This is a genomic window from Homoserinimonas flava, from assembly GCF_054969005.1.
In genome coordinates, this window is sequence record NZ_JBUEQS010000003.1 from 46969 (window position 1) to 61397 (window position 14429).

Genomic DNA, 14429 nt, shown 5'->3' on the forward strand with positions numbered 1-14429 from the left:
CGAAAGCCACGTCTAAGCTCACTCGTCCGTCGCCCGCCTGTCGATGGGGAGGACTCCCCTGCGTGCAACAGTATCGCGCTGCCGTCCCCTGCACACGGCAAACGGCCCGCCACCGTGAGGTGACGGGCCGTTCGTGATGCTGGTTTCGATACGGCGCCGGGGCGCCTACTCAACCGGCATAACTGCTAGTTGTACGTGCCGGGCGTGAAGTCGTCCGAGCTGAAGCTGTCGAAATCGACGAAGCTCAGGTCGGCCTCAGTGAACGACGAGTCGTCGGAGAAGATGCGGTTGGGGTACCGCTCTGCCTTCGCCTCCTCGGTCGCCTCGACCGACACGTTGCGGTAGCGGGGAAGACCCGTACCGGCAGGGATCAGCTTTCCGATGATCACGTTCTCCTTGAGGCCGAGCAGCGGGTCGGACTTGCCGTCCATTGCCGCCTGCGTGAGCACACGCGTGGTCTCCTGGAACGATGCCGCCGACAGCCACGACTCCGTCGCGAGCGACGCCTTCGTGATACCCATGACCTCCTGGCGGGCCGAGGCAGTCTTCTTGCCCTCGGTCAGCGCGGCACGGTTGAGGTCGTTGTACTTCGACCGGTCGACCAGCTCACCCGGCAGCAGACCGGTGTCGCCGTGGTCGACTACCGTGACCTTGCGGAGCATCTGGCGCACGATGACCTCGATGTGCTTGTCGTGGATCGGCACACCCTGCGAACGGTAGACACCCTGGACACCGTCAACGATGTGCTGCTGCACCGCGCGGACCCCGCGCACCCGGAGGACCTCCTTGGGGTCGATCGCTCCCACGTGAAGCTGCTGTCCGAGCTCGACGTGCTCGCCATCCTCGACGAGGAGCGTCGCGCGCTTGAGCACGGGGTACGCAACCGGCTCGTCACCACTGTCGGGGGTCAGGATGAGCTTGCGGCTGCGATCCGTGTCCTCGATCGTGATCTTTCCGGCGGCCTCGGCGATCGGGGATGCACCCTTGGGGGTACGGGCCTCGAAGAGCTCCGTGACGCGGGGCAGACCCTGCGTGATGTCATCAGCGGATGCAACACCACCGGTGTGGAAGGTACGCATCGTGAGCTGCGTTCCAGGCTCACCGATCGACTGTGCCGCGATGATGCCGACGGCCTCACCAATGTCGACGAGCTTGCCGGTCGCGAGCGAACGGCCGTAGCACGCAGCACACACACCGGCGGCGGACTCACACGTGAGCACCGAGCGCACCTTGGCGTGGGTGATGCCGGCGGCGATGAGCACGTCGATGAGCACGTCACCGACGTCGTCACCGGCCTTCGCCACCACCGTGCCCCTGGCGTCGACCGCGTCCTCTGCAAGGCTGCGGGCGTAGAGCGAGTTCTCGACCTCGGCATCGACGACGAGCACGCCATTGGCGTCGGCCGTCGCGACGAGCAGCTCGAGACCACGCGAGGTGCCACAGTCGTCCTCACGGATGATGACATCCTGCGAGACATCGACGAGACGACGCGTGAGGTACCCCGAGTCGGCCGTGCGGAGCGCGGTGTCGGCAAGACCCTTGCGCGCACCGTGCGTCGCGATGAAGTACTCGGCGACCGAGAGCCCCTCGCGGTAGCTCGAGATGATCGGACGCGGGATGATCTCACCCTTCGGGTTCGACACGAGCCCACGCATACCGGCGATCTGACGAACCTGCATCCAGTTTCCGCGGGCACCCGAGGTGACCATGCGGTTGATGTTGTTCTCGGCCGGCATGTTGTCCTGCATCGCCGTGGCGACCTCTGCCGTGGCTTTGTTCCAGATCTCGATGAGCTCCTGGCGACGCTCGGCGTCGGTCGTGAGGCCCTTCTCGAACTGGCTCTGCACCTTGGCGGCCTGCTTCTCGTAGCCACCGATGATCTCGCGCTTCGAGGGCGGTGTCAGGATGTCCGAGAGAGACACCGTCACGCCAGAGCGTGTCGCCCAGTAGAAGCCCGCGTCCTTGATGCGGTCGAGCGCAGCCGCGACCTCCACCTTCGGGTACCGCTCTGCGAGGTCATTGACGATCGCGGAGAGCTGGCCCTTGTCGGCAAGCTCCTCCACCCAGTGGTAGTCGAGTGGGAGCGTCTCGTTGAAGAGTGCACGACCGAGCGTCGTCTCCTTGAGCTCGACTCCGCCCTCGAACTTGTCGCCGACCAGGCGGATGCGCACCTTCGAGTTGAGGTGCAGCGAGTGCTGGTCGAACGCGAGGATCGCCTCGGCGATCGACGAGAAGGCGCGACCCTCACCCTCGCCACCCTCGCGGATGGTGGTGAGGTGGTGCAGGCCGATGATCATGTCCTGCGTCGGCAGGGCGACCGGGCGGCCGTCTGAAGGCTTGAGGATGTTGTTCGATGCGAGCATCAGCACGCGCGCCTCAGCCTGCGCCTCGACCGAGAGCGGCAGGTGCACCGCCATCTGGTCGCCATCGAAGTCCGCGTTGAACGCGGCACACACGAGCGGGTGCAGCTGGATGGCCTTGCCCTCAACGAGCTGAGGCTCGAACGCCTGGATGCCCAAACGGTGCAGGGTGGGTGCGCGGTTGAGCAGCACGGGGCGCTCGCGGATGATCTCCTCGAGCACATCCCACACCTGCGGACGCGAACGCTCGACCATGCGCTTGGCGCTCTTGATGTTCTGCGCGTGGCTCAGGTCGATGAGGCGCTTGATGACGAACGGCTTGAACAGCTCGAGTGCCATCTGCTTGGGCAGACCACACTGGTGCAGCTTGAGCTGCGGGCCAACAATGATGACCGAACGGCCCGAGTAGTCGACGCGCTTGCCGAGCAGGTTCTGGCGGAACCGGCCCTGCTTGCCCTTCAGCATGTCGCTGAGGGACTTGAGCGCGCGGTTGCCGGTGCCCGTCACCGGACGGCCGCGGCGACCGTTGTCGAACAGTGCGTCGACGGCCTCCTGCAGCATCCGCTTCTCGTTGTTGACGATGATCTCGGGGGCACCGAGGTCGAGCAGACGACGAAGACGGTTGTTGCGGTTGATCACACGGCGATACAGGTCGTTGAGGTCAGACGTCGCGAAACGGCCACCGTCGAGCTGCACCATCGGGCGAAGCTCCGGCGGGATGACCGGGACAACCTCGAGCACCATGGCGGCCGGCGAGTTGCCGGTCTGGAGGAACGAGTTGACAACCTTGAGGCGCTTGATGGCGCGGATCTTCTTCTGACCCTTGCCGTTCGCGATCTGGTCGTGGAGCTCGTCGCTCTCGGCCTGGAGGTCGAACGTTTGGAGACGCTTCTGGATCGCCTCGGCGCCCATGAAGGCCTCGAAGTAGATGCCGAAGCGGTCCTGGAGCTCGTGGAAGACGCTGTCCTCAGGCTTGAGGTCACCGATCTTGAGGGTGCGGAAGTCCTCCCACACGCGCTCAAGCTGGGAGATCTGCTCGTCGAAGGACTTGCGTGCCTGCGACATCTCCTTCTCGGCGCCATCCTTGGTGCGACGCTTCTGGTCGGCCTTGGCACCCTCTTCTTCAAGTGCCGCGAGGTCGGTCTCGAGCTTCGCGAGGCGGTCGGCGATGCGCGAATCGCGCTGCTTCTCCAGCTCGGCGATCTCCAGGCGGATCTCGTTCTCGAGGCCGGGCATGTCGTCGTGACGACCCTGCTCGTCGACCGAGATCACCATGTAGGCGGCGAAGTAGATGACCTTCTCGAGGTCTTTCGGCGCCATGTCGAGCAGGTAGCCGAGACGGCTCGGAACACCCTTGAAGTACCAGATGTGCGTGACCGGAGCGGCGAGCTCGATGTGGCCCATGCGCTCGCGGCGCACAGAGGACTTGGTGACCTCTACGCCACAGCGCTCACAGACGATGCCCTTGAAGCGGACGCGCTTGTACTTGCCGCACGAGCACTCCCAGTCGCGGGACGGGCCAAAGATCTGCTCTCCGAAGAGACCATCCTTTTCGGGCTTGAGCGTGCGGTAGTTGATCGTCTCAGGCTTCTTCACCTCACCGTGCGACCACTTGCGGATGTCGTCGGCGGTTGCGAGGCCAATGCGAAGCTCATCGAACGTTGTTACGTCGAGCAATTTATCTCCTTGGAAATGAAAAACTGAAGTGTGTCTGGCCTGGGACTAGATCTCGTCGATCGACGACGAGTTCTCGAACCGGGTGGAAATGTTGATGCCGAGTTCTTCAGCGGCGCGGAAGACCTCGTCATCGTTGTCCTTCAGACTCACTGCTGTTCCGTCGGCCGAGAGGACCTCGACATTCAGGCAGAGGGACTGCATTTCCTTGATGAGGACCTTGAACGACTCCGGGATACCGGGCTCCTGGATGTTCTCGCCCTTGACGATGGCCTCGTAGACCTTCACGCGGCCAAGGATGTCGTCGGACTTGATCGTCAGAAGCTCCTGCAGCGCATAGGCGGCGCCATAGGCCTCGAGAGCCCACACCTCCATCTCACCGAAGCGCTGGCCACCGAACTGCGCCTTACCACCGAGCGGCTGCTGGGTGATCATCGAGTACGGTCCCGTCGAACGCGCGTGGATCTTGTCATCGACGAGGTGGTGCAGCTTCAGGATGTACATGTAGCCAACCGAGACAGGCTCAGGGAACGGCTCGCCGGAGCGGCCGTCGAAGAGCCTGGCCTTGCCGCTGGACCCGATGAGGCGGTCACCGTCACGCGTGGGGAGCGTGGAGTCGAGGAGTCCCTCGATCTCGCTCTCGAGCGCGCCGTCGAACACCGGGGTCGCAACCTTCGTGCCCGGTTCGGCCGAGTAGGCCTCTGCGGGAAGCTGCTTCGCCCACGACGGCTTGCCCTCGACATTCCAGCCCTGCTTCGCGATCCACCCGAGGTGAATCTCGAGCACCTGGCCGAAGTTCATTCGACCGGGCACGCCAAGCGGGTTGAGGATGATGTCGACGGGGGTGCCGTCCTCGAGGAACGGCATGTCCTCGACCGGGAGGATTCGCGAGATGACGCCCTTGTTGCCGTGGCGACCGGCGAGTTTGTCACCCTCGGTGATCTTGCGCTTCTGGGCGATGTACACGACCACACGCTGGTTGACGCCGGAGCCGAGCTCGTCGTCGCCATCCTGCGCGTCGAAGACCTTGACACCGATGATGGTGCCGGCCTCGCCGTGTGGAACCTTGAGCGACGTGTCGCGCACCTCGCGGCTCTTCTCGTTGAAGATCGCGCGGAGGAGGCGCTCCTCGGCACTGAGCTCGGTCTCGCCCTTCGGCGTGACCTTGCCAACGAGGATGTCGCCTGGGCGAACCTCGGCACCGATGCGGATGATGCCACGCTCGTCGAGGTCGGCCATGAGCTCAGGGCTCACATTGGGGAGGTCACGAGTGATCTCCTCCTTGCCGAGCTTCGTGTCGCGGGCGTCGACCTCGTACTCCTCGATGTGGATCGACGAAAGCACGTCGTCTTTCACGAGGTTCTGGCTCAGGATGATCGCGTCTTCGAAGTTGTGACCCTCCCACGACATGAACGCCACGAGGAGGTTCTTGCCGAGCGCGAGCTCGCCCTCTTCGGTCGCGGGGCCGTCAGCAACGACCTCGCCGGCCTCGATGCGGTCGCCAGCACTGACGACAACGCGGTGGTTGTAGCTCGTGCCCTGGTTGGAGCGGTCGAACTTGCGCAGGTAGTAGTCCTGCGTGCCACCCTCATCGAGCTGCACGGTCACGACGTCGGCCGAAACCTCGGAGACAACACCCGCCTTGTCGGCGGTGATGACGTCACCCGCATCGATCGCGGCGAAGTTCTCCATACCGGTGCCGACGAGCGGCGACTCGCTGCGGAGCAGCGGCACAGCCTGACGCTGCATGTTGGCACCCATGAGGGCGCGGTTCGCATCGTCGTGCTCGAGGAAGGGGATGAGCGAGGTTGCCACCGACACCATCTGGCGCGGCGAAACATCCATGTAGCCCACATCGTCGACGGGGACGAGGTCGACCTCGCCGTCCTTCTTGCGAGCAAGCACGCGGGGCTCCGCGAAGCGGGCGTCCTTCGTGAGCGGGGCGTTGGCCTGCGCGACGACGAACTCGTCCTCTTCGCTGGCCGTGAGGTAGTCGATCGTCTCGGAGACGACGCCGTCAATAACACGACGGTAGGGCGTCTCGATGAAGCCGAACGAGTTGATGCGCGCGAACGATGCGAGCGAACCGATCAGACCAATGTTCGGGCCTTCTGGCGTCTCGATCGGGCACATGCGGCCGTAGTGCGAAGGGTGCACGTCTCGCACCTCGACACCGGCACGCTCACGCGACAGACCACCCGGGCCAAGCGCCGACAGGCGACGCTTGTGGGTCAGACCCGCGAGCGGGTTGTTCTGGTCCATGAACTGCGAGAGCTGCGAGGTGCCGAAGAACTCCTTGATCGCGGCGACGACGGGGCGCACGTTGATCAGGGTCTGCGGGGTGATCGCCTCGATGTCCTGCGTGGTCATGCGCTCGCGGACGACACGCTCCATGCGGGAGAGACCGGTGCGGACCTGGTTCTGGATGAGCTCGCCGACGGCACGGATGCGACGGTTGCCGAAGTGGTCGATGTCATCGACGTCGAGACGGATGTCAACCTTCTTGCCGTCACGGATGCCGGAGATCGTCTTCTGCTCATCGTGCAGCGCGACGAGGTACTTGATCGTCGCGATGATGTCCTCGCGGGTCAGCACAGAGGAGCTCAAAGGCGCCTCGATGCCGAGCTTGCGGTTGATCTTGTAACGACCCACCTTGGCGAGGTCGTAGCGCTTCGGGTTGAAGTAGAAGTTGTCGAGCAGCGCACGCGCGGCCTCGGCAGCAACCTGCTCTCCCGGGCGAAGCTTGCGGTAGATGTCCTTGAGGGCTTCTTCCTTCGTGAGGATGTTGTCCTTCTCGAGGGTGGCCTCAATCGACGCGAAGCCCTTGAACTCCTCGAGGATCTCCTCGCTCGTCATGCCGAGCGCCTTCATGAAGACGGTCACCGACTGCTTGCGCTTGCGGTCGATGCGCACGCCGACCTGGTCGCGCTTGTCGATCTCGAACTCGAGCCAGGCACCGCGGCTCGGGATGATGCGAGCCGAGTAGAGGTCCTTGTCAGAGGTCTTCTCCGGCGAACGGTCGAAGTAGACGCCGGGGCTGCGGACGAGCTGCGACACGACGACACGCTCGGTGCCGTTGATGACGAAGGTGCCCTTCGGGGTCATGAGCGGGAAGTCGCCCATGAAGACCGTCTGCGTCTTGATCTCACCCGTGAGGTGGTTCATGAACTCGGCCTCGACATAGAGCGGAGCGGAGTAGGTCTTGCCCTTCTCCTTGCACTCGTCGATCGAGTACTTCTTCTCCTCAAGGAACGGGTTCGTGAAGGAGAGCTGCATCGTCTCGCCGAGGTCCTCGATGGGGGAGATCTCCTCGAAGATCTCCTCGAGGCCCGTCAGCGACGGGAGGTCCTGGCGACCGGAGGCCGTGGCCTCGGCAGCGCGAGCCTTCCAAAATTCGTTGCCGACGAGCCAGTCGAAGCTCTCGGTCTGGAGAGCAAGAAGGTCGGGAACGGTGAGGTTGTCCGAGATCTTGGCGAAGGAAAGCCGAGAATGGTTGCGACCGTTCTTAGGCTGTCCCTTCTGTGATGAGTTCGTGGTGGACGCGTTGCGCGCAGCAGCCAAGGAAATAACCTCCGTGACCCAGTGGGTCAATACAGTCGGGCGTTGCCAGCCGGTGAGTGTTCAGTGTGCTTGTTTGAGATGGAGTTCGTGCTCGAAATGCGCTCTCCAGAACCTAAATTTGGGTGATCAGGACCGCGGGTCCGATACGCACAGGCCGACCGCAATATGAAGGCAGAGTAATTCTGGGAGCGCAAAGGTCAACTATAGTTCGATACTTTCCACATTGTCCAGTCGAATCTTGACCTGAATCCGGAATTCGGCTATAAGTGTGGCCGCATCGGGTTTCGATACGGCCCTCGCGGGCCTACTCAACCAGCGAACGTATCGAAAGCACAGGCGTGGGATGATGCGGGGATGGCCCAGCACGAGCATCCGACAACCGTCCTTTCGCTCAGCGGATACCGGGCCAGCATCGAACCAGAACGCTGGCTCGACGGCAGCTACACGCTCGTCGTCGACGGCACCCCACAGTCGAACGTGCACCCGGATGACCCGACAAAACTGCTCTTCGAGTATGTGCAGCGCATCGCCCACGTAATCGACCAACTTCCAGACGGACCCATCACGGCGGTGCACCTCGGCGCCGGCGCGCTCACCCTGCCGCGCTACGTCGAAGCCACACGGCCAGGCTCGCGACAGCAGGTCGTCGAACTCGAAAGCGACCTCGTCGACTTCGTGCGCGAACACCTGCCATGGTCGAAGCACGCCTCACTCCGCGTGCGCCACGGCGACGCCAGGGCCGTGCTCGAAAAACTGCCGCCCGGCCTCCACGGCAACGTCGACCTCGTCGTCGTCGACGTCTTCGGCGGCTCCCGCATCCCCGCCCACGTCACCAGCGTCGAGTTCTACCGCTCCGTCGCCGCACTGCTCTCCCCTGGCGGCATCGTCGCCGTCAACGTCGCCGACGGGCCAGGCCTCGCCTTCGCCCGCGGCCAAGCCCGAACCCTCGCCACCGCCCTCGGCAGTGTCGCCGCCCTCGCCGAAACCCAGATCCTCAAAGGCCGCCGCTTCGGCAACGTCGTGCTCGTCGGCTCGGCCACCCCGCTTCCCCTCGAATGGATGCCGCGCCTGCTCGCCGGCGGACCCCACCCCGCCAAAGTCGTCACCGGCCGCGAACTCGACGAATGGATCGCCGGGGCGCCCATCGTCACCGACCAGACCGCCATCCCCTCACCCCCGCCGACGAAGAACGTGTTCGGCGTCGGGAGCTGAGCGGCGGCCCCCTGTGTCGGAAATTCAGGAAAACCGCGCCAGCGAGCTGGCGGGTCGGGCCTGTCTGCGGTAACTGCGCAGGGGCTGCGGGAGCGCGGCATGGCAAACTCCTGAATTTGCGACAGGGCGGGTGGTGATGCGGCAGCGCCGGTGATGAGATTGGGGGATCTGTCGAGGAGGAGTCCGATGCGCCGTGCCGTGCTCGCCATGCTCGCTGCCACCGTGCTGCTCGCGGGATGCGCGAGTGACCCGGCACCCACACCCACGCCGACACTGCCGTCGGTGGAGCCATCGGCGAGCGCCGAGGCATCCGATTATCCGGGGCCTGCCGAGCCGACCGGCGAGGTGACAGTGATCGCGGAGGGGCTCGACGCCCCGTGGTCGATCGTGCGCCTCACCGACGACCTTGTAGCGGGCGGCTCCACCCTCGTGAGCGAGCGCGACACGGCCGCGGTGCAAGAGGTCACGTCCGATGGCTCGGTGCGCGAGGTGGGCACGGTCGACAGCGTGGCCGCCGGCGGCGAAGGGGGGCTCCTCGGCCTTGCCGTGCTGCAGCAGGACGACACCGTCTGGCTCTATGCCTACTTCACCTCCGCCTCAGACAACCGCATAGTACGGATGCCGCTGCTGGGCACCGCGGGAGCCCTCACGCTTGGCGCCCCCGAGTCGGTGCTCACGGGCATCCCCAAGGCGGGCACCCACAATGGCGGCCGCATCGCCTTCGGGCCAGACGGAATGCTCTACGCCACCACGGGCGACGCCGGGGTGCCGAGCCGCGCGCAAGACCCGGCTTCGCTCGCCGGCAAGATTCTCCGCATGACGCCGGAGGGTGCTGCGCCGGGCGACAACCCGCTCGGCGGTCTCGTGCACAGCATGGGTCACCGCAACCCGCAGGGGGTGACCTGGGGTGATGACGGCACCATGTATGCGAGCGAATTCGGCCAGAACACGTGGGACGAACTCAACATCATCGTCGCGGGACAAAACTATGGCTGGCCGACGGTCGAGGGCATCGCCAACCGCGACGGCTTCGTCAACCCCATCGCGCAGTGGTCGACCGACGAGGCGAGCCCATCCGGCCTCACCTTCACACGCGAAACACTCTTCATGGCGGCGCTTCGTGGCGAGCGACTCTGGACCATCTGGGTCGGCCCAGAATCGGTGGATGCCGCGGCCTCCCTCGTCGGCGAACTCGGGCGTCTCCGCGATGTCACGCCGGGGCCAGACGGCACTCTCTGGGCAATCACGAACAACACCGACGGGCGCGGCAACCCCAACCCCGGCGACGACAAGCTCGTGCAGATCCAACTCACCGAGCGCACCCCGGGCTAACCTGAGATGAAACTGATCGGGGCACGACGTGAGCATCATCCTGGGCTATGACCCAACCACCCTTCGCGAGAAGGTTGACCTCAATGGCGCCGGCGCCAGGCTTGAGGAGCTGGGCGAACTCCGCAGCTCAGACGCCCTCAACGAGAAGGTCGAACTACTGCGCCTCGTCGGGCGGCTCGATGAGGCGTGGGAGCTCGCCAACCAGACCCTCCGCACGGCCCGCTTCTCGACGACGCGTGACGAAATCTGCCTCGCCCGCATCCGCAAAGCCATGGTGCAGCGCGACCTCGGCAAGCTCGAGCCGGCCCTCATCGAGCTCGCCTCGTGCGTCGATGAGGCGCGCGCCCACGATTGGGCGGCCATCGAAGCGAAGGCGCTGCTCGAGCGCGGGCGCGTGCAGTTCGAGCTCGGCGAATACACGGCGGCGCTCATCGACTTCCGTGGTGCCGTGACCCTCCGCGTGCGCATCGGCGCGAGCGCTGCCGACATCGACAATGCCATGATGGCGACCGCGATCGCGGAGTCGTTCGTCGAGCCGTAACCCTCCCTCACGTCGGCGCCGGATGCTGCGCTGTCGGATGCGGCGCGTAGGCTTTTCTGCGTGGCAGACCTGGTCAGAGTGCGCGTGTGGGCGAACGCCCTCATCGCCCTGCACCTCGACCCGTCGTGGAGTTTCGACTTCGACCACGCCCGCCGCCGGGCGGGGCTCTGCAACTACACGCACAAGCGGATCACCGTCTCGCGGCACCTCGCCACCCTCTTCGAGGACGACGACATCCATCAGGTGTTGCTGCACGAGGTCGCCCACGCGATTGCCGGCGCCGGCACCGGGCACGGGCCCAAGTGGAAGAAGGTCGCCGCCGAGCTCGGCTACGAGGGCGGAACAACCCACGACGGCCCCACCGCCGACCACCTCGCACCGTGGGTCGGGGCGTGTCCAAGCGGGCACACGTATTACCGGCACCGCGAGCCGAAGCGTCCGCAGTCGTGCGGCCGGTGCGCGCGGGGGTTCAGCGCGCAGCACACGATCGTGTGGCAGCGGAGGAATGCCGCCGCGAGCGCGTGATCTGGGTCGGGTCGAGTCAGCTCGCGAAATCGCGGAGCACTGGCACCTCGGCGCTCGGCGTGAAATCCGGATGCACCCCGCCGAGCTCGCGCGCCGACACCGACGCCCCAACGAGGTGCTTCACGGCGCGGCGCAGTCCCTCATAGGCGGCGGATGCTGCGGCCGCCTCCGGCGAGTTGTGATCGATGCCAACGGCCGTGAGGGCGTCAATGACGGCACCGGCGCCGAGCAGATCCTCGACGGCGAAGCGCAGCGAGCCATCCTCGCGCGGCTCCCCCGCCGCGACGACGGCGATGCGAAAGCGGTCCCCGCGTTCCGTCTGCTTGGTGATCACCCAGTCGGCGACCGCGGCGGCGTTGGCGATGCCGCCCGCGATGATCGCAGCATCCGTCGTCGGCAGCTGCTGTCGAGTGCCGAGCTCGTCGATCCACACGACAGCATCCGCGCCGTCGAGGATCGCGGTGGCCCCCGCGAGGCCCCAATCGAAGCGGACCTGGTACATGGACTGGGCTGAGGGAGACGTCACCCGAAAAGCGTAGCGGCGAAGCGTGCCCGACGATCGAGGAGCCCGTAACGTTGGGTAGCCGTCGTGCAGACCCGCTGGGAGACTGCAGGCATGCGCAAGGGAATCGCTTCGATCATCCTCACAGCGGGAATCGCCGTGCTGTTGACCGCGTGCAGCATGGTGCCATTCGCCTGCACGATGGTCGGCTACAGCTTCTCAGTCAGTGTGACGAGCGACATTCGTGTGGCCGGTGGCACCAAGCTCCTAGCCTGCATCGAGCAAGAATGCACGCTGGAGGGTGAGCCCGTTGACTACACAAATGCGTCTGCCGTGATCGTCACGAAGCGACCGCCCGTTGGCTGGAATATCGAACTCGGGATGAACAGACCCGAGCGACTCGAACTGGCGCTCCTCGATGCCGATGGCATGGAGATCACGCGCGACGAGTATGAACTCGACTGGGTGCGCACGGGCGGCAGCGAACGGTGTGGCGGGCCCATGGAAACGCCGCCACTCTCAATCACTTCTGGGTAGGGAGCTTTTCGGCCGCCGCGGCGAGGTCGGCCACGACCGCCTTCCAGTGGCCGAGCATCATGGTGCGCTCATCGCGGTCGGCGAGCCCATCGTGGCTGATGCTGATCGTCGTTCCCGCATCCTTCTGCTTCACGGCGAGCGTGAGGGTCGAGTTGTGGGGCCAGTCGCCCGGCCGCCACGTGAGCTTCACCCTGGAGTTCTCGGCGTAGCGGTGGATGATGCCGCGCACGCCATCATCCGTCTCATACTCAGCGTTCTGGTCGTGCGGCAGTTCGGTCTCGCCGAGCCAGAGCGGCAGACCTTCACCGACGAGGAACTCCCACACGAGTGGCAGCGGCACGGCCACCGTCTGCCGCACGCCAACATCGAAGGAGTCGCCGCGATTGCGGCCGGTCTTGTGCGAGTTCGAAGCCATGCTCTGAGCGTAGGCGAGCGGATGCCCAGCGGCCGACAGCCGGGTAATGATAGGGTGGTGCTACTTGTGAATCCATCGTTGGGTTCCCTGCGTCGTTGAACGCTTACTCTTCTCGTCTCTCACCGAGGCTCGCAGATACTTTCTCCGGCGAACGGATGTGGCCATCGCCACCTTCGCCCATGCAGCTGGTTTCGATACGGCGCTGCGCGCCTACTCAACCGGCAATCATCCGAAAGACACCACACCCTTGACTGAAATCACCTTCGGCGCGCTCGGCGTGCCAACAGCCCTCGTCACCGCCCTCGAGAAGGTCGGCAAGACGACGGCCTTCCCCATCCAGGTCGACACCCTGCCCGACACCCTGAACGGGCGCGACGTGCTCGGGCGCGGCAAGACGGGCTCCGGCAAGACCCTCGCCTTCTCGATCCCCATGGTCGCGCGCCTCGGCGGCAACCTCGCCGGAGGCAAGCGTCGCCCGGGTCGCCCGCTCGGCCTCATCCTCGCCCCGACGCGTGAGCTCGCCACCCAGATCACCGCCGTGATCGAGCCACTCGCCGCCGCATACAACATGAACGTCACCACGATCTTCGGTGGCGTCTCGCAGCAGCGTCAGGTCGCCGCGCTCAAGGCCGGCGTCGACATCGTCGTGGCCTGCCCCGGCCGCCTCGAAGACCTCATGAAGCAGGGCTTCGTGCAGCTCGACGCCGTCGAGATCACGGTGCTCGACGAGGCCGACCACATGGCCGACCTTGGGTTCCTGCCCGTTGTCACCCGCATCATGGACAAGACGCCGCAGACCGGCCAGCGCATGCTCTTCAGCGCCACGCTCGACAACGGCGTGGACAAGCTCGTGCGTCGCTACCTCCACAACGAGGTGTTGCACTCGGTCGACGAGGCCACCTCCCACGTCGCCGACATGACCCACCACCTCTTCGAGGTCGACGGTGTCGACGCCAAGAAGGCACTCGTCGAGAAGCTCGCCTCAGGCAGCGGCCGTCGCATCCTCTTCATGCGCACCAAGCACCACGCCAAGAAGCTCGCCAAGCAGCTCACCGACGCCGGCATCCCCTCCGTCGACCTGCACGGCAATCTTTCGCAGCCGGCCCGTGACCGCAACCTCGCCGCCTTCAGCGATGGCAGCGTCAAGGTGCTGGTGGCGACGGATGTCGCGGCGCGCGGTGTGCACGTCGACAACATCGAACTCGTCATCCACGTCGACCCGCCCGCCGAGCACAAGGCGTACCTGCACCGCAGTGGCCGCACCGCCCGCGCGGGAGAGTCGGGCGATGTCGTCACCCTCATGATGCCGACGCAGAAGAAAGACACCCTCGCGCTGCTGCGCAAGGCCGCGATCGACGTGCAGCCGCAGCGGGTCACCGCCGACTCGGCACCCGTCGTCGCCCTCGTCGGCGCCGTCGCCGAGTACGTGAAGCCGAGCCCGCGCCAGGAGCAGACTCGTGGCGGTGGACAGTCGCAGGGCGCCAACGCGCAGCGCAAGCGCGACGCGCGCGACGGCTCGGGCGCACCCCGCCGCGACCGCTCGGGCCGCCCGGCCCGCTCGGGTGCCGGCGCCCCGGCATCCGGCGACACCGTGCGCTCAGGCGCACGCAGCGGCCAGGGCCGACCGGCCCGCGCCGCCGGCTCGGGCGCCGGATCGCACGCGCCACGCACCCGCAGCGGCGGCAGCACCACCACGTTCAGCACCTCCACGCCGAGCGCCGCACCCAGCGGTCAGCGCCGTGCCGGGCGCCGCGCGCAGGGCTAACAGCC

The 14429-nt window shown here is 65.7% G+C and carries 10 protein-coding genes; 6 read left to right on the top strand and 4 right to left on the bottom strand.

Annotated elements, in window-relative coordinates:
• Positions 1-185: 185 nt before the first annotated feature.
• Together rpoC and rpoB are read right to left on the bottom strand one after the other, a co-directional pair.
• On the bottom strand, positions 186-4037 hold the full coding sequence (rpoC, locus tag ACY48M_RS09025; protein WP_462819952.1) for a DNA-directed RNA polymerase subunit beta': 3852 nt from the start codon (positions 4035-4037) through the stop codon (positions 186-188).
• A gap of 45 nt (positions 4038-4082) precedes the next feature.
• On the bottom strand, positions 4083-7595 hold the full coding sequence (rpoB, locus tag ACY48M_RS09030) for a DNA-directed RNA polymerase subunit beta (protein ID WP_462819953.1): 3513 nt from the start codon (positions 7593-7595) through the stop codon (positions 4083-4085).
• 354 nt (positions 7596-7949) lie between these two features.
• On the opposite strand from rpoB, the gene ACY48M_RS09035 reads away from it, so the two are divergent.
• The 4 genes from ACY48M_RS09035 to ACY48M_RS09050 all read left to right on the top strand — a co-directional run bounded on the left by ACY48M_RS09035 (position 7950) and on the right by ACY48M_RS09050 (position 11205).
• Positions 7950-8807: a spermidine synthase gene (locus tag ACY48M_RS09035; RefSeq protein ID WP_462819954.1), complete on the top strand. Its 858-nt coding sequence runs from the start codon at positions 7950-7952 to the stop codon at positions 8805-8807.
• Positions 8808-8993: 186 nt separating this feature from the next.
• Positions 8994-10139: a PQQ-dependent sugar dehydrogenase gene (locus ACY48M_RS09040; RefSeq protein ID WP_462819955.1), complete on the top strand. Its 1146-nt coding sequence runs from the start codon at positions 8994-8996 to the stop codon at positions 10137-10139.
• 28 nt (positions 10140-10167) lie between these two features.
• Entirely contained in the window at positions 10168-10680 is a 513-nt protein-coding gene (locus tag ACY48M_RS09045) for a hypothetical protein (RefSeq protein ID WP_462819956.1), read from the top strand.
• A gap of 60 nt (positions 10681-10740) precedes the next feature.
• Positions 10741-11205: a SprT-like domain-containing protein gene (locus ACY48M_RS09050; protein ID WP_462819957.1), complete on the top strand. Its 465-nt coding sequence runs from the start codon at positions 10741-10743 to the stop codon at positions 11203-11205.
• Positions 11206-11221: 16 nt separating this feature from the next.
• Here ACY48M_RS09050 and ACY48M_RS09055 read toward each other — a convergent pair whose 3' ends face one another.
• A complete protein-coding gene (locus ACY48M_RS09055) occupies positions 11222-11731 on the bottom strand; it encodes a 2-phosphosulfolactate phosphatase (RefSeq protein WP_462819958.1) in 510 nt (169 codons plus the stop codon).
• Positions 11732-11821: 90 nt separating this feature from the next.
• Here ACY48M_RS09055 and ACY48M_RS09060 point away from each other — a divergent pair, with 90 nt between their 5' ends.
• The gene (locus ACY48M_RS09060; protein WP_462819959.1) at positions 11822-12244 is read left to right on the top strand and encodes a hypothetical protein; all 423 of its coding nucleotides are present in this window, start codon (positions 11822-11824) and stop codon (positions 12242-12244) included.
• On the opposite strand, the gene ACY48M_RS09065 is transcribed toward ACY48M_RS09060, so the two are convergent.
• Complete coding sequence (locus tag ACY48M_RS09065) at positions 12231-12659, bottom strand: SRPBCC domain-containing protein (RefSeq protein WP_462819960.1); 429 nt, start codon at positions 12657-12659, stop codon at positions 12231-12233. The genes ACY48M_RS09060 and ACY48M_RS09065 overlap by 14 nt on opposite strands.
• Before the next feature lie 247 nt (positions 12660-12906).
• Here ACY48M_RS09065 and ACY48M_RS09070 point away from each other — a divergent pair, with 247 nt between their 5' ends.
• A complete protein-coding gene (locus ACY48M_RS09070; protein ID WP_462819961.1) occupies positions 12907-14424 on the top strand; it encodes a DEAD/DEAH box helicase in 1518 nt (505 codons plus the stop codon).
• The last annotated feature ends 5 nt before the right edge of the window (positions 14425-14429 follow it).

Excerpts from the sequence above, each read along its gene's own strand:
- ACY48M_RS09060 (WP_462819959.1), top strand. The coding sequence starts at position 11,822 with ATGCGCAAGGGAATCGCTTCGATCATCCTCACAGCGGGAATCGCCGTG.
- ACY48M_RS09040 (WP_462819955.1), top strand. The coding sequence starts at position 8,994 with ATGCGCCGTGCCGTGCTCGCCATGCTCGCTGCCACCGTGCTGCTCGCG.
- ACY48M_RS09035 (WP_462819954.1), top strand. The coding sequence starts at position 7,950 with ATGGCCCAGCACGAGCATCCGACAACCGTCCTTTCGCTCAGCGGATAC.
- ACY48M_RS09065 (WP_462819960.1), bottom strand. The coding sequence starts at position 12,659 with ATGGCTTCGAACTCGCACAAGACCGGCCGCAATCGCGGCGACTCCTTC.